General features: G+C 65.8%; 16 protein-coding genes and 1 pseudogene. 13 read left to right on the top strand and 4 right to left on the bottom strand.

The features are described 5' to 3' along the window. Positions 1-37: 37 nt before the first annotated feature. The 8 genes from HW932_RS11890 (at position 38) to HW932_RS11855 (ending at position 11,208) form a co-directional block, all read left to right on the top strand. Positions 38-1,429 carry a M16 family metallopeptidase gene (locus HW932_RS11890; RefSeq protein ID WP_176976706.1) on the top strand — a complete coding sequence of 464 codons (1,392 nt, stop codon included), beginning with the start codon at positions 38-40 and terminating at the stop codon, positions 1,427-1,429. Next, positions 1,419-2,822 carry a M16 family metallopeptidase gene (locus tag HW932_RS11885; protein ID WP_176976705.1) on the top strand — a complete coding sequence of 468 codons (1,404 nt, stop codon included), beginning with the start codon at positions 1,419-1,421 and terminating at the stop codon, positions 2,820-2,822. Before HW932_RS11890 ends, HW932_RS11885 begins: the two co-directional genes overlap by 11 nt. Continuing rightward, positions 2,809-3,387, top strand: a complete 579-nt coding sequence (gene rsmD, locus HW932_RS11880) for a 16S rRNA (guanine(966)-N(2))-methyltransferase RsmD (protein ID WP_176976704.1) — start codon at positions 2,809-2,811, stop codon at positions 3,385-3,387. The genes HW932_RS11885 and rsmD overlap by 14 nt, the downstream gene beginning before the upstream one ends. A 193-nt stretch (positions 3,388-3,580) precedes the next feature. Next, the gene (gene coaD, locus HW932_RS11875) at positions 3,581-4,057 is read left to right on the top strand and encodes a pantetheine-phosphate adenylyltransferase (RefSeq protein WP_176976703.1); all 477 of its coding nucleotides are present in this window, start codon (positions 3,581-3,583) and stop codon (positions 4,055-4,057) included. A 57-nt stretch (positions 4,058-4,114) separates the two neighbouring features. Continuing rightward, a complete protein-coding gene (locus HW932_RS11870) occupies positions 4,115-4,366 on the top strand; it encodes a YfhL family 4Fe-4S dicluster ferredoxin (RefSeq protein ID WP_012972054.1) in 252 nt (83 codons plus the stop codon). Positions 4,367-4,703: 337 nt separating this feature from the next. Continuing rightward, entirely contained in the window at positions 4,704-6,149 is a 1,446-nt protein-coding gene (locus HW932_RS11865) for a glycosyltransferase family 2 protein (RefSeq protein ID WP_176976702.1), read from the top strand. A gap of 150 nt (positions 6,150-6,299) precedes the next feature. Then, entirely contained in the window at positions 6,300-9,287 is a 2,988-nt protein-coding gene (locus HW932_RS11860; RefSeq protein ID WP_176976701.1) for a chemotaxis protein CheB, read from the top strand. Next, positions 9,280-11,208, top strand: coding sequence for a putative bifunctional diguanylate cyclase/phosphodiesterase (locus HW932_RS11855; protein WP_176976700.1), 1,929 nt, complete (start codon positions 9,280-9,282; stop codon positions 11,206-11,208). Before HW932_RS11860 ends, HW932_RS11855 begins: the two co-directional genes overlap by 8 nt. Before the next feature lie 19 nt (positions 11,209-11,227). Here HW932_RS11855 and HW932_RS11850 read toward each other — a convergent pair whose 3' ends face one another. The 4 genes from HW932_RS11850 to HW932_RS11835 form a co-directional block, all read right to left on the bottom strand. Continuing rightward, positions 11,228-12,547 (bottom strand): MFS transporter, encoded by a 1,320-nt coding sequence (locus HW932_RS11850; protein WP_176976699.1) that lies wholly within the window; start codon positions 12,545-12,547, stop codon positions 11,228-11,230. A 111-nt stretch (positions 12,548-12,658) separates the two neighbouring features. Continuing rightward, on the bottom strand, positions 12,659-13,288 hold the full coding sequence (locus HW932_RS11845; protein ID WP_176976698.1) for a c-type cytochrome: 630 nt from the start codon (positions 13,286-13,288) through the stop codon (positions 12,659-12,661). A 246-nt stretch (positions 13,289-13,534) separates the two neighbouring features. Next, on the bottom strand, positions 13,535-13,990 hold the full coding sequence (locus tag HW932_RS11840; protein WP_176976697.1) for a copper chaperone PCu(A)C: 456 nt from the start codon (positions 13,988-13,990) through the stop codon (positions 13,535-13,537). Positions 13,991-14,014: 24 nt separating this feature from the next. Beyond that, positions 14,015-14,650: an SCO family protein gene (locus HW932_RS11835; protein WP_246296791.1), complete on the bottom strand. Its 636-nt coding sequence runs from the start codon at positions 14,648-14,650 to the stop codon at positions 14,015-14,017. Positions 14,651-14,774: 124 nt separating this feature from the next. Between HW932_RS11835 and HW932_RS11830 the strand changes: the two genes are divergently transcribed. From HW932_RS11830 to HW932_RS21830, 5 genes and pseudogenes are all read left to right on the top strand, one after another. Further along, positions 14,775-16,088 (top strand): GGDEF domain-containing protein, encoded by a 1,314-nt coding sequence (locus HW932_RS11830; protein WP_176976695.1) that lies wholly within the window; start codon positions 14,775-14,777, stop codon positions 16,086-16,088. Between the two features lie 164 nt (positions 16,089-16,252). Continuing rightward, the gene (locus HW932_RS11825) at positions 16,253-17,296 is read left to right on the top strand and encodes a response regulator (protein WP_176976694.1); all 1,044 of its coding nucleotides are present in this window, start codon (positions 16,253-16,255) and stop codon (positions 17,294-17,296) included. Between the two features lie 69 nt (positions 17,297-17,365). Then, positions 17,366-18,163 (top strand): annotated as a pseudogene (locus HW932_RS22105) (response regulator); the annotation flags it as partial. A gap of 67 nt (positions 18,164-18,230) precedes the next feature. Continuing rightward, positions 18,231-18,878: a sensor histidine kinase gene (locus HW932_RS21835; RefSeq protein ID WP_246296789.1), complete on the top strand. Its 648-nt coding sequence runs from the start codon at positions 18,231-18,233 to the stop codon at positions 18,876-18,878. A gap of 7 nt (positions 18,879-18,885) precedes the next feature. Further along, positions 18,886-19,044, top strand: coding sequence for a response regulator (locus tag HW932_RS21830; protein ID WP_246296788.1), 159 nt, complete (start codon positions 18,886-18,888; stop codon positions 19,042-19,044). Positions 19,045-19,051: the final 7 nt, after the last annotated feature.

Raw genomic sequence — 19,051 nt, 5'->3', positions numbered from 1 at the left:
CATCCAGTTCAAATCAGCCAAGGGTTCATCATTGCTCATGCCAAGACGATCGATCGTCCCACGCTTATTGCTTCCGGTCCTGCTCCTGCCGTCCCTCGCGACCCTGGCCGCGACCGAGGTCCACGAGCGCCAGCTCGACAACGGACTCAAGATCCTGGTCAAACCCGATCATCGCGCGCCCATCCTGACCTCACAGGTCTGGTACCGCATCGGGTCGAGCTATGAGTACGGCGGCATCACCGGCGTCTCGCACGTTCTCGAGCATATGATGTTCCAGGGTACCGAGCGTCTGGCGCCGGGCGAGTTCTCGCGCATCGTCGCCGAGAACGGCGGCGAGGAGAATGCCTTCACCGGGCGCGACTACACGGCCTACTACCAGAATCTGGCCAATGATCGGCTTGAGGTCTCCTTCGAGCTGGAGGCCGAGCGGATGCGGCATCTCAAGCTCAGCGAGAAGGAATTCCTAAAAGAGTTGGAAGTGGTCAAGGAAGAACGGCGCATGCGGACCGACGACGATCCGCAGTCACTGACCTATGAGCGTTTCAGCGCCGCCGCCTATGACGCCTCGCCCTATCGCAATCCGGTCATCGGCTGGCCGGGCGATCTGGAGCAGCTCGGTCTGGACGACGTGCGCGACTGGTACCGGCTCTGGTATGCGCCCAACAACGCCATCCTGGTGGTCGCGGGTGATGTGGACCCCGAGCAGGTCTTCACCCTGGCCGAGAAACACTTCGGCCCGCTGGCCGCCGAGACCATCCGTCCGCCCAAGACCCGAGCCGAACCCGAGCAGCTCGGCGAAAAGCGACTGCGCGTCCAGGCTCCCGCCAAGGAGTCTTATGTATTGATGGGCTACAAGACGCCTTCGCTGGCCGATGCCGACGAGCCTTGGGAACCCTATGCACTGGAGATGCTGTCCTCGATCCTCGACGGCGGCGACAGTGCGCGTCTGTCACGCGAGCTGGTGCGCGGCGCCCGGATCGCGGCCTCGGCGGGGGCCGGCTATCGCGCCTTCGAGCGTCTGCCGGGGTTGTTCCTGTTCGAGGGCGTGCCGGCCAAGGGCCAGACCGCCGAGACGCTCGAAACGGCTCTGCGCGAGCAGATCACGCGCGTCCAGTCCGAGCCGGTCGACCCGGCCGAACTGGAGCGGGTGCGCAATCAGGTGATCGCCGCCAAGGTCTTCGAGCGCGATTCACTCTTCTATCAGGCGATGCAGATCGGTCTGCTGGAGACCATCGGACTCGACTGGCGTCTGGCCGATACCTATGTCGACCGGCTCGCCGAGGTGACGCCCGAGCAGATCCAGGCCGTGGCACGCAAATATCTGACCCCCGAGCGGCTGACGGTCGCCATCCTCGACCCGCAACCCCTGGAGTCCAAGACCCAGGCCGCCGCCAACACTCAACTGGGAGCATCGACCCATGTGCGTTGAACGACAGTCCGACCGCATCGATCGCGCCGCGCGTCGCCTGACGGCCTGGCTCGCCGGAACCCTTCTGTTCACCAGCCCGCTGCTGGCCCAGGCCACGCCCGAGATCCAGACCTGGAACACCGACAATGGGACGCGCGTGCTCTTCGTCGCCGCGCCCGAGATCCCCATGGTCGACGTGCGTCTGGTGTTCGCCGCCGGCAGCGCACGCGACGGCGAGCGTTCCGGTCTGGCCTCGATGACGGCCGCCATGCTCAGCGAGGGCGCGGGCGACTGGGACGCGGATGCCATCGCCGACCGGCTCGATGGGGTCGGCGCCGTCCTGAGCACCGACGTCGATCGCGACATGGCGACGGTCGCGCTGCGCACCCTGACCCGCCAGCCGGCCTTCGACACCGCTGTCGACACCTTCGCGACCCTGATCGCGCGCCCCACCTTTGCGCCGGGCGAACTGGAGCGCGTGCGCCAGAATCGGCTCGTCGCCCTGCGTCAGGAGGATGAGTCGCCGCGCAGTGTCGGGCAGAAGGCGCTCTATCGCGCGGTCTTCGGCAGCCATCCCTATGCCTCCGACCCCTCAGGGACACCCGAATCGATCGCGGATCTGAAGCGTGCCGAACTGGCTGACTTCCATGCCCGTCACTATGTCGGTTCCAACGCCGTGCTGGCCATCGTCGGCGCTCTCGACCGCGCCGGGGCCGAGGCGCTGGCCAGGCGACTGGTCTCCGGACTGCCCAGCGGCGAGCCGGCCGCGCCCCTGCCCCCCGTGCCCGAACTCGCCGACGCGATCCTGAAATCGATCGACTTCCCGTCGAGCCAGACCACGGTGCTGGCCGGTCAGCCAGGGATGCGTCGCGGCGACCCCGATTATTTCGCGCTCCATGTCGGCAACCACATCCTGGGCGGCAGCGGTCTGGTCTCCATCCTCATGGACGAGATTCGCGAGAAGCGCGGGCTGTCCTACAGCACCTACAGCTATTTCCTGCCGCTCGCCCAGCCCGGCCCCTTCCTGATGTCGCTCCAGACCCGCAACGATCAGGCCGAGCAGGCGCGTGCCGTGATGCTCGACACGCTCAAGCGCTTCATCGACCAGGGACCGACCGAGGAGGAACTGACGGCGGCCAGGAAGAACATCACCGGCGGCTTCCCGCTCAAGATCGCCAGCAACAGCAACATCGTGCAGTATCTGGCCGTGATCGGCTTCTACGACCTGCCGCTCGACTATCTCGACCGCTTCCGCGAGCGCATCGAATCGGTCACGGCCGAGCAGATCCGCGACGCCTTCGCGCGGCGCGTTCATCCCGAGCGACTGGCCATCGTCACGGTCGGCGCCTCATCGACGCAGGTCGAAGCGGGTTCCGCAACCGAGCAGGTGTCACTGGCCCGTGGCACGCACTAAGGATCGTTCGTCCAATCAGCTGCGTCTCATCGGCGGTCGCCATCGCGGCCGCCGTCTGGGCTTTCCCGATCAACCAGGGTTGCGCCCGACCTCGGATCGGGTGCGCGAGACGCTGTTCAACTGGGTCGCGCCCCTGATCGAGGGCGCGCGCTGTCTCGACCTCTTCGCCGGTAGCGGGGCGCTCGGCTTCGAGGCCCTCTCGCGCGGCGCCGGCAAGGTGGTGATGGTCGAGCGTGCCGCCGTCGTCGCCCGTCAGTTGCGCGCCAATGCCGGGATGCTCGACGCCGCCGATCTCCAGGTCCATGAGGCTGATGCCCTGATCTGGCTGGAGCGTGACGGCGAGCCGTTCGATCTGGTCTTTCTCGATCCGCCCTTCGCCGAGGGATTGCTCGCCCCGGCGATCGAGCGGCTCGACCGACATGGCTGGCTGGCCCCTGAGGCACGGATCTATCTTGAAGCCCCGATTCAGATCGGCTTTCCGCCGCTGCCCGCGTCCTGGGAGCTGATCCGCGACAAGACGGCCGGTCAGGTGCGTTACGGTCTGGCCAGGATCGGCTCGGCCTGATTGGACCGACGAGCGTTCGGGTTCCGCACTGCTCATCGGCTCGGGCCGGCTGGGCGATGCTCTGTCATTTCGGTAAGCCCGAGCGGTTTGTGCTATGTTGCGCGCCGGTGGTCCGACGGCGGTCTTGGCCGTGTCACGCTCGACCACTGAGTCCAACCGCCGCCCGTCGGGCAGGCCAACTGAGGAGCAACGCTTGCGCACCGTGGTCTATCCAGGAACCTTCGATCCCATCACCAATGGGCACGTGGATCTCATCCATCGCGCAGCGCGTCTGTTCGACCGGGTCGTGGTCGCCGTTGCCGCCGATACCGGCAAGATGCCGCTCTTTTCGACCGAGGAGCGGGTAGAGCTGGTGCGCGGCAGCGTCGCCGATCACCCCAATGTCGAGATCCTGCCCTTCGAGGGCCTGCTCGTGAACTTTGCGCGCAACCTCGGGGTCTCGGTCATCATGCGCGGCCTGCGGGCCGTCTCGGACTTCGAGTACGAGTTCCAGCTCGCCGGCATGAACCGGCGCATGGCCCCCGACATCGAGACGCTCTTTCTCACCCCGGCCGAGCAGTATGCCTATATCTCTTCGTCGCTGGTGCGCGAGATCGCCCGGCTCCGGGGCGACGTCTCGACCTTCGTCACCCCGACGGTACAGGCTGCATTGCGCGCGCGGTTTGGATAAGATCTACGCCACACAACCCCAGCCAGATTTCGTAAAGAACCAGCAAGGAGTATTCCGATGGCCCTGATGATTACCGATGAGTGCATCAATTGCGATGTGTGCGAGCCCGAGTGCCCCAACGGCGCCATCTCGCAGGGTGACGAGACCTATGTGATCGAGCCCAGTCTCTGCACCGAGTGCGTCGGCCACTACGAGACCTCTCAGTGCGTCGAAGTCTGCCCCGTCGACTGCATCATCAAGGATCCCTCTCACGAGGAGACCGAAGACGAGCTGCGCGCCAAGTACGAGCGCATCACCGGCGAAGGCTGACTCTGGCCGCTCGCGCCAGTCTCGCGACTGAGAACGCCCTCGCTCCCGAGGGCGTTTGCGTGAGTGCGTCGCGAGTCGCGCGCCGGTCAGCGTTTCGGGAGTCCTGACTGTAATTTATTGTGTGCCGGACTTGCTGTCGGCAAGCGACCAACCTATGCTGTATCGCCATTGATCGCAGCAAGACATTCGTCACGTCCAGGGGGCGCATTCCGGCCCCCGTCGATGATTCTTAAAGAGACATCGGATAGAGGCGGCAGCCTCTCGGCCGCTCGCGGTCGGTTTGGATCCGGTGTTCGTTCTGTCTCCAGTCCATCCCTCACCCAGCGGAATTCAAGCCATGCTTGCGGCTGAAACCTCGGTCGAGTACTACCTGATACTCGGCCTCGTCATTCTGGCACTCTGTTCGCTCAATCTGGTCGCGCTGACCCTGGCGCGCCGCTTCATGCCTGGCCGGCCGCTCTCCGTAGCCAAGCTCACCGACGCCGAACGCCCGCGCGTCCTGGTCCAGCTCCCGCTCTTCAACGAGGGCGATCTGGTCGAGCGTATCCTGGAGGCGGTCATGGGCCTCGACTGGCCGCGCGACCGTCTGGAGATCCAGGTGCTCGACGACAGCATCGACGGCTCGCTCGCCATCAGTCAGCGTGCCGTGGCAGCGCTCAAACAGCAGGGGGTGAACATCGAACTCCTGCACCGCGTCCAGCGCACCGCCTTCAAGGCCGGGGCGCTCGCCGCCGGACTGGAGCGCTCAGAAGCGCCTTTCGTGGCCATCTTCGACGCCGACTTCATCCCGCCGCCGGACTTCCTGCAGCGGACGGTCGGTGCGCTCGTCGCCAGCCCCGATCTGGCCTATGTCCAGACCCGCTGGGGTCATCTCAATCGCGACGAGAGTCTGCTCACCCGCATCCAGGCCCGTCTGCTCGACTCGCACTTCGGCGTCGAACAGGAAGCGCGCTGGCGTCTGGGTCTGCCGCTGCCCTTCAACGGCACCTGCGGGCTGTGGCGTCGTGCGGCCATCGACGAGGCCGGCGGCTGGGACGGCGACACCCTCACCGAGGATCTGGATCTGAGTCTGCGCGCCAATCTTGCCGGCTGGCGCTCGGGCTTCATGGGCGATCTGGTCGTGCCCGGTTCGCTGCCGACCTCGGCGCGTGCCTGGCGGGTACAGCAATTCCGCTGGACCAAGGGCTTCGTGCAGTGCTTCATCAAGCTGACGCCGATGGTTTGGCGCAGTCGGCGTCTGCCCGTCTGGCAGAAGATCATGATCAGCTTCCAGATCGGGCAGCCGCTGGCCTTCGTGGTCGGCGTGGCCTGTCTGATCATGGGACTGCCCTTCATGGCCGGCGCCGTGGTCGGCGGCGCCGGACTGAGCGTCGTGGCCTCCGTGACCTCCGTCCTGGGCTTTGCCGCGCCCATCATGTTTCTGACCATGGCTGGGCGCGATGAGGGGGTACGCCGGACGGCGATCGAGATCCTGGGCGCCCTGGCGCTGACGAGCGGATTGCTGCTGTCGAACGCGCGCGGCGGACTGGAGGCGCTGCTGGGTCATCGCACCGAGTTCGTGCGCACGCCCAAGGCCCGCGACCGCAAGACCGCGCGCACGCCCCTCTGGCGCAGCGGTGTCCTGGAGCTGGGAGCAGGCTTGGCGCTGCTCACATTCGCCCTGATCGAACAACCCGTCGCTGTGCTCTATCTGGCGATGCTGATCGGCGGTCTGGTCGGGATCGGCGCCATGCAGGTGATCGATGGTCTGGCCCTGGCGCGACCGGCGAGCATCCGGAACTGACCTGCACGGGGTTCGCCTATAATGGGCCGGATACTCGAATCGCGTTGCTGAAGACAGTTGCCGGGGCGGTGCTCGGACTGGCAGGCTCTCGAAACCATGCTGTCATCGTGAATGCGGTTCGACACGAACAGCAGACAGGAGCCTAGTGGTATGTCCAGCGACCCGAAAGCGGCGGGAGAGGGTAATCAGGTATCGATCCCCGGTCGATTCGATGGCTATGTGGTGGCCATCGGCGCCTCGGCCGGGGGACTCGATGCCCTGGAGCGGTTCTTCCAGGGACTGCCGACAGATACGGGGGCGGCCTATGTCGTCGTCCAGCATCTGTCGCCCGACCATAAGAGCATGATGGGCAATCTGCTCGCGCGTCACACGCCCATGCCGGTGGTGACGGTCGAGCACGACATGCGCATTGAGGCCAATCGGGTGCATCTGATCCCGCCGGCGAGTCTGATGACCGTCAGCGGTGACGTGCTGCGCCTGAGTCCGAAGAACCCGCGTGGGCTGACCCTGCCGATCGATCTGTTCTTCAGTTCGCTGGCCAAGGAGTTCGGCAATCACGCCATCGGCGTCATCCTCTCCGGCACCGGCTCGGACGGCACGCGCGGTGCGGTGGCCATCAACGACGCCGGCGGTTTCCTGGTGGCCCAGGATCCGGAGACGGCCAAGTTCGACGGCATGCCGCGCAGCGTCATCGCCACCAGTCTGGTCGACGCCATCCTGCCGCCCGAGGAGATCGGGCCGCGTCTGCTCGACCACATCCATCAGCGCCCCCAGCCCAAGGTGCGCCCGCCTTCGATGGCGATGGAGATCGACCGCGACAGCGCGCATGAAGAAGTCATGCACCTGTTGCAGCACTCGGGCGGCATCGATTTCCGCGAGTACAAACCGGCCACCGTGATGCGGCGCATGGAGCGCCGGATGCAGGTGCGCCAGACCCCGGACCTGCTCAACTATGTGCGGCTGCTGAGCGCCGACCGGGGCGAGCTGGCGACCCTGAGACGCGAACTGCTGATCCCCGTCACCAGCTTCTTCCGCGACCCGGACGCCTTCGAGGTGCTGGCCGAGACCGCCGTGCGCACCATCGTCAGCGACCACAACGGCAACCAGCCGATCCGGGTCTGGGTGCCGGGCGTGGCCACGGGCGAGGAGGCTTATTCATTGGCCATCCTCTTCGCCGAGGCGTTCGAGAAGGCGCGCCGCTGGCCGAACTTCAAGCTGTTCGCCACCGATGTCGAGCCGCAGAACATCGAGGTCGCCGGCGCCGGCGTCTTCACCGAGGCCATCACCGCCGAGATCTCGCCTGAGCGTCTGGAGCAGTTCTTCATCAAGCGCGGCAACCACTTCGTGGTCAAGACCGAGATCCGCCAGAGCATCGTCTTCGCCCGTCACAACCTGCTCGACGATCCGCCGTTCACCCGGATGGATCTGGTCTCCTGCCGCAACCTGCTGATCTATTTCCGGCCCGAGGCCCAGGAACGCGCCCTGCGCCGGCTGCAATACGCCCTGGCGCCCGGCGGCTTCCTCTTCCTCGGCCCGAGCGAGACCATCGCCAACCTGCACACCGATTTCACGGCGGTCAGCTCCAAGCACAAGATCTATCGCATCCTGCGTCATGTGTCGCTACCGCTGGACGCGGCCAATCCGCCGCGCACGCGCCAGACGACCATCGTGCCCGCGCCGCCGCGTCCAGGCGTGCGCACCCGTGGCGTGGCCACCGACGCCGCCGCCATCGATGCCGCTCAGGGGCAGTTGCTGCACGGCTATGCGCCGACCAGTCTGCTGCTCAACCAGCGTCACGACCTGCTGCACGTCTTCGGCGACGTCGGCCCCTATCTGCGCATCGGCGAGGGCAGTGTCAGTCTGGATCTGTCCAAGCTGCTGCCCGGCTCGCTGGTCGCCGTCGCCAAGGCGCTGCTCTACAAGGCCGCGCGCGATCGGGTGCCCTTGCGCTCGGACATCATCGGTCTGGCGCTCGCCGACGACCGCAGCGAGCGGCTGCGTCTGGTGGCGCGTCCGGTCGAGCCGCCGGGCGGCGAGCTGCATCTGCTGCTGTCCTTCGAACCCGTCACCAGCTATGGCCCGGACGACGTGATGCCGCCGGAGCCGGGTACGCTGCGCATCATCGACGGCGAGACCTCCAGGGCGATCGAGACCATCAGCCTCGACCGCGAGACCAGCCAGCGCATCGAGAACCTGGAGCGCGAACTGGCGGCCACCCGCGAAAGCCTCCAGGCCACGATCGAGGAACTGGAGACCGCCAACGAGGAGCTTCAGGCGACCAACGAGGAACTCATGGCCTCCAACGAGGAGTTGCAGAGTTCCAACGAGGAGCTGCAATCGGTCAACGAGGAACTCTACACGGTCAACGCCGAGAATCAGGAGAAGATCGAGATCCTCAACCGGCTCAATGCCGATCTCGACAGCATGGCCAAGGCCGCCTCGATCGCGACCATCTTCGTCGACTCGCAGTTGCGCCTGACCCGCTTCACACCCGAGGCCACGACCCTGTTCAAGATCCGCGACGGCGATCTGGGCCGCCCGATCGACGACTTCACCAATCTGCTCCAGTACCCGGAGTTCATCACGGATCTGCGCCAGACCATCGCGCGCGGCGAGATGCTCGAACACGAGATCAAGGCCGCCAACAACCGTCAGTATCTGGTCCGTGTCCTGCCCTATGCGGTGCGTACCAGCGAACCGCGCGGGGCGGTCGCCACCTTCGTCGACGTCACCACGCTGCGCGACATCGAGCACCTTCAGGCCGTGCTCGACTCGCTGCCCGAGCATGTCGCCGTGCTTGACAACAAGGGCGTCGTCACCATGGTCAACAACGCCTGGCGCGACTTCGCACGCGCACACGGCGACCCCGAACTCAAGGAGATCGGTGTCGGAGCCGATTATCTCGCCGCCTGCGAGGACGGACGTCTGGCGAGCGCGCCCCATGCCGGCGATACGCTGGCGGGCATCAAGCAGGTGATGGCCGGTGAACGCTCCTCGTTCTGTCTGGAATATTCGGCGCCGTCCGATGGCGGGAGGCAGTGGTATCTGATGTATGTCGCGCCGATCCGGCATGTCCGCGCCGGTGTCGTCGTCAGTCACATCAATATCACGGACTGGGCTGATCGCGGGCATGAGTAGCCGACCGCCTCCACGGCCCGATCCGACCGAGGATGGACTCGGCGAGCCAGCGGACGGATTGCGCGAGCGTGCGCTGGCCGCGCTGCGCGCACGGCGTTTCGATCTGGCCGAGGAGATCCTGAGTCACGAGGATCCGGGGCCGGCGGCCCTGATCGAGAATCTGCGCATCTATCAGGCCGAGCTGGAGATCCAGAACGAGGAGCTGGCCCAGAGCCAGCACCGCATCCAGGAGGCCCTGGACCGCTTCACCTCCTTCTTCAACACCCTGCCGATCGCCGAGCTGGTGATCGACCCCCAGGGGCTGATCCAAGAGGCCAATCTGGCGGCGCAGCGCCTGTTCCACCTGCGCGGCGCGCATTTCCATCAACACTTCTTCGCGCGCCTGATCGCCGAGTCCGACCGCGAGACCGTCATCGATGTCTGGAGCGAGCTGGCCGAGAACAGCTCGACCGTCATCCCCGAGGTCCGCTTTCGCTCCAGGTCGGATGAGGATTTCATCGGCGATCTGCACATCGCCCAGATCCCGAGTCTGGACCAGGGGGCGCGGCGCTACGTCTGTGCCATCATCGATCGCACCGAGGCAGTGCGCCAGCGTCGGCGTCTGCGCGAGACCAGCGAGCGGCTCGACTATCTGGCCCACCACGATGCCCTCACGGGTCTGGCCAACCGCGCCTATTTCCAGGAACGTCTGGAGCAATGCCTGCAGCGCGCCAGGCGGTATCGGCGTCAGTTCGCGCTCCTGTTCCTGGATCTGGACCGCTTCAAGGAGGTCAACGACACCCTGGGCCATCATGTCGGGGATGCCCTGCTGTGTCGGGTCGCCGAGGTCTTGTCGGCGCAGATCCGCACCGTCGACACCATCGCCCGGCTCGGCGGCGACGAGTTCGTCGTCATCCTGGAGGACATCCCGGCGCCGCGTTTCGTCGCGCACTTCGTCGATCGCGTCATGGAGGAGTTCGGCCGGCCCTTTCAGGTCGAGGGACGCGAGTTCTTCGTCACGGTCAGTATCGGCATCAGCCTCTATCCGAGCGACGGACGCGAGTTCGAGACCCTGGTCCGTCATGCCGACATCGCCATGTATCAGGCCAAGAAGGCGGGCCGCAACGGGTTCAGCTTCTTCGAGCCGACCATGTCGGAAGGGGCGGCCGAGCGACTGCGTCTGGAGCACGATCTGCGTCTGGCCCTGCAGCGCGATGAGTTCGTCCTGTACTACCAGCCGCAGGTCGATCTGACCACGGGCGAGCTCATCGGGGTCGAGGCGCTCTGTCGCTGGCGTCATCCGCAGCTCGGTCTGCTCTCGCCGACGCTCTTCATTCCCATGGCCGAGGATCTGGGACTGATCGATACCCTGGGTCTGAAGGTGCTCGAACTGGGCTGTCGCCAGATGGTCGACTGGGATGCCGCCGGTCTGCACGTGCCGCGTCTGGCCGTGAATCTGTCGGTGCGCGAACTGGAGCGGTCGCGACTGCCCGGCCAGATCGCCGCGATCCTGGAGCGGACCGGACTGGACCCGGCGCGTCTGGAGCTGGAGGTCACGGAGTCCAAGCTCATGCGCCATGCCGAGATGGCCATCCGCGCCCTGAACGCGATGCGCGCGCTCGGCGTCACCCTGGCCATCGACGACTTCGGGACCGGCTATTCGTCCCTGTCCTATCTGAAGCGTCTGCCGCTGAACCGGCTCAAGATCGATCGCTCCTTCGTCGAGGGGCTGACGCAGGACGTCAACGACGATTCCATTGCGCGCGCCATCATTGCCCTGGCCCGCACCCTGGGACTCGAGGTGCTGGCCGAGGGCATCGAGGCGCGCGAACAGGCCGATTTCCTGTTTCGCGAGGGCTGCATCGAGGGGCAGGGCTATCTCTACGACCGTCCGCTGACGCCCGAGGAACTGGTCGTGAACTGGCTGGAGCCGTCGGAATGACCCCTGGAGTCTGAAGCCTTCAGGCAGGCCGCTCGTTCAACGTGATGTTGCGGCAGCCCGTCTCGCGCACGAAGAGCGCGGCGATCAGGCCGATGGCGGCGAATCCGGCCGAGAGCCAGAGTCCGTTGCGATAGTCGGCCAGGGCATAGACCCGCACTCCCTCGATCAGCGCCCCGTCCCAGGTCAGATCCATGGCCCAGCCGAAGGCCGGTTGCATGATGGCCGCGCCCAGGAACAGCCCCGTGTTGACCAGGGCGATCGACATCCCGGCCACCCCAGGCGCGACCACCTCTTTCGCCACCGCATAGCCGACGACGAAGCCGCCCGCCACCAGTCCGAGCAGACCATAGAGCAGCAGCCCGCTCCAGCCCGGTCCCCAGGGCAGCAGGATCAGCGCCAGCCACAGCAGCAGCGACAGCGCGCTCGCCCCGACGATGACCGGCTTGCGTCGTCCCAGACGATCCGAGAACGCCCCCATCGCCAGACAGCCGAGCGCGAATCCGCTCAGCGCGACCGTGGTATAGAGCGAGGCGGCCGTTCGATCCAGTCCGAAGCCGTCGCGCATCAGCGGCACGCCCCAGAGTCCGGCGAAGGCCAGCAGGCTGCCGGTGACGCCGAACATGACGAAGAAGCTCGGCCAGACCGCGCCCGTGGTCAGCACGCGACGCAGTTCCGGCAGCCAGTGATGTTCGCGCGGCGGATGCGGCTGGAGTCCTTCCAGCTCCCGGACCGAGGGCAGCCCCGCGTCCTCGGGCCGACTGCGCACGAACAGGATCGACAACAATGCGATCAGCACTGAGAACAATCCGATGCCGATGAAGACGTTGCGCCAGGAGGTGGCCTGGAGCGCCAGCGCCAGCGGGCCGGCGGCCAGGATCGCGCCCAGATTGCCGAGCAGCAGGGTCAGTCCGCTGATGGCGCCATAGACGCGCTCGCTGAACCAGATGGTGTTGGAGCGCATGAGCCCGACGAAGATCACCGACACCCCGAGCCCGACCAGCAGGCGCCCGATCGAGGCCGTCTCGAAGGTCTCGGCCAGCCCGAACAGCACCGACCCGGCCCCGGCCACCAGACAGCCGAGCGTGACCCCGACGCGCGGCCCCAGGGTATCGGCCATCACCCCGGCCGGGATCTGCATGGCGGTATAGATGTAGTAGTACATCGCCGCCAGCGAGCCGAGCGCCGCGCCGCTGGTCTGGAAGGCCGCCATCAGCTCCGCCGACACCACGCCGGGGGCCATGCGATGGAAGAAGGCCGTCATATAGGCCAGGACGAGGATGACGTAGATGGTCCAGCGCAGACGCGCGAAGCGTCCGGCCACGGCGGGATCGAGGGTCATGGCGAATCCTGGGGCGCTGTGATCGGGAGACGGGCGGGGGATAGCGTCCGGCTCAGCGTGAAAAAGGCCGCGATGCGCGGCCTTTTCCGTCCATCCGTTCGAGGGGCGGTGTTACTTCGAGAGGCCCTGGATGTACTGCGACACGGCGGCGATCTCCTGGTCGGTCATGCGTGCGGCCACGCCGCGCATCATGCCGTTGGGATCGTTGGCGCGCTCACCCTTGCGGAAATACTCCAGGGTCTGCTTGACATAGTCGGCGTGCTGACCGGAGACGCGCGGGAACTTCGACAGGCCCTGACCCATGCCGGCCGGACCATGGCAGGCGCTGCACGCGGGCACGCCGGTCGCGGGATTGCCGGCGCGATAGAGGGCCTCGCCCTTTTCGGCCAGTTCACGATCGGCCTGACCGCCGCTCTGGGTCTGGGTCGAGAAATAGGCGGCCACGTCGAGGATTTCCTGCTCGGTCAGCGGCATCGCCATGGGCGTCATCTGGACGTTGTAGCGCTCTCCGGCCTTGAAGTTCGTCAACTGCTTGATGATGTACTCGGGATGCTGGCCGGCGAGCTTCGGCCAGAGGGGCACGACGCTGTTGCCCTGCGGGCCGTGGCACGCCATGCAGATGGTATTGGCCTTCGTCTCGCCCCGCGCGGGGTCCGCCGGTTGGAGTTCCTCGGCGGCCTGCGCCAGACCGCTCGCCAAAACCGCCGCCACTGAAACCGTTGTCAGCCAAGTCTTCTTCATGCGAGTGCCTAAATGTTGTTCGTGTTCGCGGCCGGATCACGTCAGCGACCGACGAGCTGTGGATTTGGGGTGGGAAAATCCGGCAATGTATATCAGACGCTCGACCCTCGGGTCAAACCGGATGCTTGGATTCCGTGGTGTTTCAGGGGGCGAACGGCCGGATCGAACTCGCGGATAGACCGTAGCCGGCGCGAAGAGTTCTCTCATCGGCCGATGAGCCGACCCCGAACGCTTCGCGCCGCCGGCTCAATGTTTCATGGCGGGCGACATCGCCTCGATCCGGCGCACGGGAGCCTGGATCGCCAGACGTTCGCCGTCGTCCTGGATCAGGGTCAGCTCGACCGTTTGGCCAGGCGTCAGCTCGGACTTGAGTCCGATCAGCATGATATGGAGTCCGCCGGGCGCCAGCGTCGTGGTCTCGCCCGCGTTCACGGCGATGCGTTCGATGCGGCGCATGCGCATCATGCCGTCCTCTTCGACATGGGTGTGCAGCTCGACGGTCTCGGCGGCTGGGCTCTCGGCGCCGATCAGGGCGCGATCCTCGCTGCCGGTGTTGTGCAGCGTCATGAAGGCGGCGCTGTTCGGCTGGCCGGGCGGCACGGCGCGAACATAGGGATCGCCGACCTCCAGACCGGCGGCATTGAGCGTGAGGCTGGCGCTCGACAGGAGCGCGCCGGCGAACAGGGTACGGATCAGGTGCATACTCGAAGGTCTCCGTTGTGTCGATCAGGATTCGGGGCCGAGCGCTTTGCGGATCGCGGCCTGGATGGTCTCGGGCGCACTGGCGTGGCCGAGCGTCTCGACCAGACGCCCGCTTGGGTCGACCACAGAGGTGAAAGCCGAGTGATCGATCAGATAGCCCATGGCCGAGCCGCTGTCGTCGACGCGCCGATAGGCCGCGCCATAGCGCCCGGCGATCTCGGCCAGTTGCTCGGGGGTGCCGGTGAGTCCCAGGATGTTGGGATGAAAATAGGCGACATAGCCCGCCAGACGCTCCGGGTCGTCGCGCTCCGGATCGACGCTGACGAAGAGCACGCGGGTGCGTGCCGACTCGGCCGGTTGCAGTGAACGCAGGGCGTTGGCGATGTAGATCAGATTGGTCGGGCAAATGTCTGGACAGGACGTGTAGCCGAAATAGACCAGCACCACCTGTCCGCGCAGATCGCTCAAACGCACCGGGCCGGACGCCGAATCCAGTGTAAAATCACCCCCTACCGGCGGTGCGGACAGTTCCAGCGTTACCTGGCCGGAGCCCGGCCCTTGAGTCCGCATCCAGTGAAACAGAAATCCGATCGACAGGGCGGCGACCGCCAGGATTGAAAGACGGCCGATGATCGAGACCATATTTTGGGATGTCCGCATGACAGCGTGCCTGAAGTGCATCCCGAGGGTGCGTTCCGGTCATTATCCGGGGCTTCGTCCGGCCTGTCGAGCCGAGGCGTTTTTGCGGTCGTCGTTCTCACCCAACTCGTCCTGATGTCAACGCATGTCCAATCGCGCCCTCGAGGCTCCGCATGACCCGTCCAACGAGGCGGGCGCCTATGACAGGTTCGGCCTGTTCCACGCGGCCCTGCGCGCGCGTTTCAACCTGTTGCTGGTGGTGGCGCTCTGGTTGCTGATCGTCGCCGGCTCGCTCGGCTGGAATCTGCATCAGGCCGAGCGCCATCGGGAGGCGCTGGCGCGCGAGTCGGCGCGTTCCTTCTTCGATCTGCTGCTGATCACACGCCGCTGGAACGCCCGGCACGAGGGTGTCTATGTGCCGGTCACGCCGGAGACGCCGCCCAACCCCTATCTCAAGGATCCGCGCCGCGAGATCCGGGTCGACGAGGGTTTGACGCTCACCAAGGTCAATCCGGCCTACATGACGCGCGTCCTCGCCGAGCTGGCCGCCGAGCGCTCGGGCGTGCAGTTCCACATCACCAGCCTCAAACCCATTCGACCACAGAATACCCCCCATCCCTGGGAGGTCGAGGCGTTGCGCGCCTTCGAACAGGGGGCCAAGGAATGGGTCGAGTTCTATCGCCAGGGCGATCAGGAAGGCTATCACTACATGGCCCCCTTGATCACAGAGAAGCCCTGTCTCAAGTGTCATGCCGAGCAGGGCTACGAACTCGGTAACGTGCGTGGCGGCATCAGCGTCACCCTGCCGACACTCACCCCCATTCCCTGGAAGGGACTCGTGGTCAGTCATGCGCTCGTGGGGGTGGCGGGCGTGGTGTTCATTCTGCTCCTGGGCCGAATGCTGGCGCGCGCCTATGGCGATCTGCGCCGTCAGGCCGTCTTCGATGCCCTCACCAGCATCCCCAACCGGCGCTTCTTCATCGAGCATCTGGTGCACGAGCTGCGGCGCGGACGGCGCGAGCAGGTTCCGCTGGCGCTCCTGATCTGCGACATCGACGACTTCAAGAGCTACAACGACACCTTCGGCCATCAGGCCGGCGATCGCTGTCTGCGCGCCGTGGCCGATCTGCTGCGCGAGAGCCTTCAACGCGGCTCTGACTTCTGCGCCCGCTATGGCGGCGAGGAGTTCGTCGTGGTGCTGCCCAATACGACCCTGAAGGGTGCGCTACGGGTGGCGGAGCGGATTCGCGAGTCGGTGTCTGGTCTGGGCATGTGGCATCCGGCCTCATCGCGAGGGATCGTCACCATCAGCATCGGCGTGGCCGAGGAGCCGGCCGGCGCCCAGGATCCGGATCATGAGTCCCTGATCCGGCGCGCCGACGAGGCGCTCTATCGAGCCAAGGAACGCGGGCGCAACCGGGTCGAGGTGCATGGAACGCTCATCAGCGATGGGGAATGAGCGAGCCTCGTCGACGATCGTGCCCGAACGAGACCTGGTTAAAGGATTCGAAGTCGCTTTTGTGCTAAATCTGGACGCAACGAACGCGGTTTGAGTGGCCTCAGGCGGTAACGAGGCGAGCCGGGCTACGACGGAGCGTTCCTTCACGGATTTGGAGCCGCTCGATGACAGATGCTCACAGACAGACGATCCTGGTGGTCGACGATGCGCCGGCCAATATCGACCTCCTGGTCAATACGCTCAAGGCCGACTACAACGTCAAGGCCGCCACCCGTGGCGAGCGCGCCCTGCAGATCGTGCGCTCGGGCGATCCGCCCGACATGATCCTGCTCGACATCATGATGCCCGGCATGGACGGCTTCGAGGTCTGCCGTCAGCTCAAGGAGGACTTCACCACGCGCCACATCCCGGTGATCTTCATCACCGCCAAGATCGGCATCGAGGACGAGATCCGCGGTCTGGATCTGGGCGCGGTCGACTACATCACCAAGCCCATCAGTCCGCCCGTGGTCCAGGCGCGGGTGCACACCCATCTGGCGCTCTACGACCAGAATCGGGTGCTCGACCAGCGGGTCAAGGAGCAGACCGCCCGGTTGCACGAGACCCGGTTGCGCATCATCCGCCGGCTCGGACGCGCGGCCGAGTACAAGGACAACGAGACCGGGCTGCACGTCATCCGCATGAGCCATTATTCGCGCTTCCTGGGCGAGGCGATCGGCATGAGCGACGCGGAGGCCGAGCTGCTGCTGAACGCCGCGCCCATGCACGACATCGGCAAGATCGGCATCCCGGACCGTATCCTGCAGAAGCCCGGCAAGCTCGACGCCGAGGAATGGGCGATCATGCAGACCCACAGCCAGATCGGCGCCGACATCCTTGGCGACGCGGGCGACTCGGATCTGCTGGAGATGGCGCGCATCGTCGCCCTGACCCATCACGAGAAATGGGACGGCTCGGGCTATCCCAACGGTCTGGTCGGTGAGGACATCCCTCGCGTGGGGCGCATCGTCGCCATCGCCGACGTCTTCGACGCCCTGACCTCGGAGCGCCCCTACAAGAAGGCCTGGCCGGTCGAACAGGCGGTCGCGCTCCTGCAAGAGGGGGCCGGCTCGCATTTCGATCCCAAACTGGTTCCGCCCTTCCTGGAGATTCTGCCCAGGGTGCTGGAGATCAAAACCCATTATGCCGAGGAGACCGCTCCCCAATGAAATCGTGGCCGATATCGCGCCTGCCCGGTCCTGAACGCGCGGCGACGCACGGAGCGTCCGGGCGGCGGCATGGATAGACCCCTGGTCGGCAAGACCCTGCGGATTCTGGTCGTCGACGATCTGGCGGTGATGCGGCTGCTGGTGCGCAACAATCTCCGTTCGATGGGGATCGAGCACGTGGCCCTGGTCGCCAATGGCCGCGAGGCGCTCGACATGCTCCAGAAGTGGCGCTTCGATATCGTCGTCACCGACTGGAACATGCCGCTCATGGACGGCCTGGAGCTGCTCAAGCACATCCGCGCCTCCAAGGCCTATCGTCACGTACCGGTCGTCCTGATCACGGCCGAGGGCGAGCGCTCGCAGGTGCGCAACGCGATCGAGGCCGGGGTCACGGAGTTCCTGATCAAGCCGTTCTCCTTCGGGGCCTTTCAACGCAAGATCCGGCGCGTCATCGATCGGCTCGGGACGCCGCCCGCCGGAAACCGATCGGCCGCCGGTACGTCACCGCCTCCAGTTGCGCCGCCACCCTTCGAAGCCGAGCCGGACGCCGAGACGGCGACCGCTCCGGAGGTAGTGAGCGGCGAGCCGGACGTCATGGACGCGGTCGCCACCATCCTCGTCGTCGACGACATGCCGGACACCATCCATCTGATCACCGGCATCCTCAAGGACGACTATCGCGTCAAGGGCGTCAAGAGCGGCGAGCAGGCGTTGCGCATCGCGCGCTCGGACGATCCGCCGCATCTGATCCTGCTCGACATCATGATGCCCGACATGGACGGCATCGAGGTCTTTCGCCGGCTCAAGGCCGATCCACGCACGCGCGAGATCCCGATCATCTTTCTCACCGCCAAGATCGACGCCCAGGACGTGATCGCCGGGCTGGATCTGGGCGCGGTCGATTATGTGACCAAGCCGACAAGAGATCGAGCGCATGACGCGCCACGACATCAAGAATCCGCTCAATGCCCTGCTGGCGCTGGCTCAGGATCTGGCGACTGGCGACAATCTGCTCCCGGCCCAGCGCGAGACGGTCGAGGCCATGCAGGAGTCGGCGCGCTTCGTGCTCGACCTGATCGACCACTCGCAGGCGCTCTATCGCATGGAGTCCGGCACCTATCAACTCGAACCCGTCGACCTGGATCTGTCGGCGCTGCTGGCGCGGGTCGTCGCCGAGACCCGGGCCGCTTTCGGTTCGCTGCCCATCCATGTGCATCAGGCCGCGCCCGTGCCGCTCCGGGTGCGCGGCGAGGAACTGCTGTGCCATACCCTGTTCTCGAACCTGATCCGCAATGCCGCCGAGGCCTCGCCCATCGGCAGCGAGGTCAGCATCGAGATCGAGACCGAGTCCGACGGGATCAGTGTGCACATCTACAACGACGGTGCCGTCCCCGAGCCGATCCGTGATACCTTCTTCGACAAGTACGTCACCCACGGCAAGACGTGCGGCACCGGGATCGGCACCTATTCGGCCAGGCTCATGACCGAGACCCAGGGCGGACGCATCGCGATGCGCACCTCCGACGAAGCCGGCACCCAGATCACGGTGACGCTGCCGGCGGCCCAACCAGCGAATGGATGACTGACCGATGATTGACGAGACGCCCAAGAAGACCATCCTGATCGTGGACGACCTGCCCGCCAACATCGATCTGCTCAAGGGTCTGCTGCGCGAGCGCTACAGGATCAAGGCCGCCACCGGCGGCGAGAAGGCGCTGGCCATCGCCGCCGGATCTGATCCTGCTTGATGTGATG

Origin of the sequence: Allochromatium humboldtianum, assembly GCF_013385175.1 — a bacterium.
In the GTDB taxonomy this organism is placed as follows: domain Bacteria; phylum Pseudomonadota; class Gammaproteobacteria; order Chromatiales; family Chromatiaceae; genus Thermochromatium; species Thermochromatium humboldtianum.
This window is presented reverse-complemented; position numbering and strand designations above follow the sequence as displayed.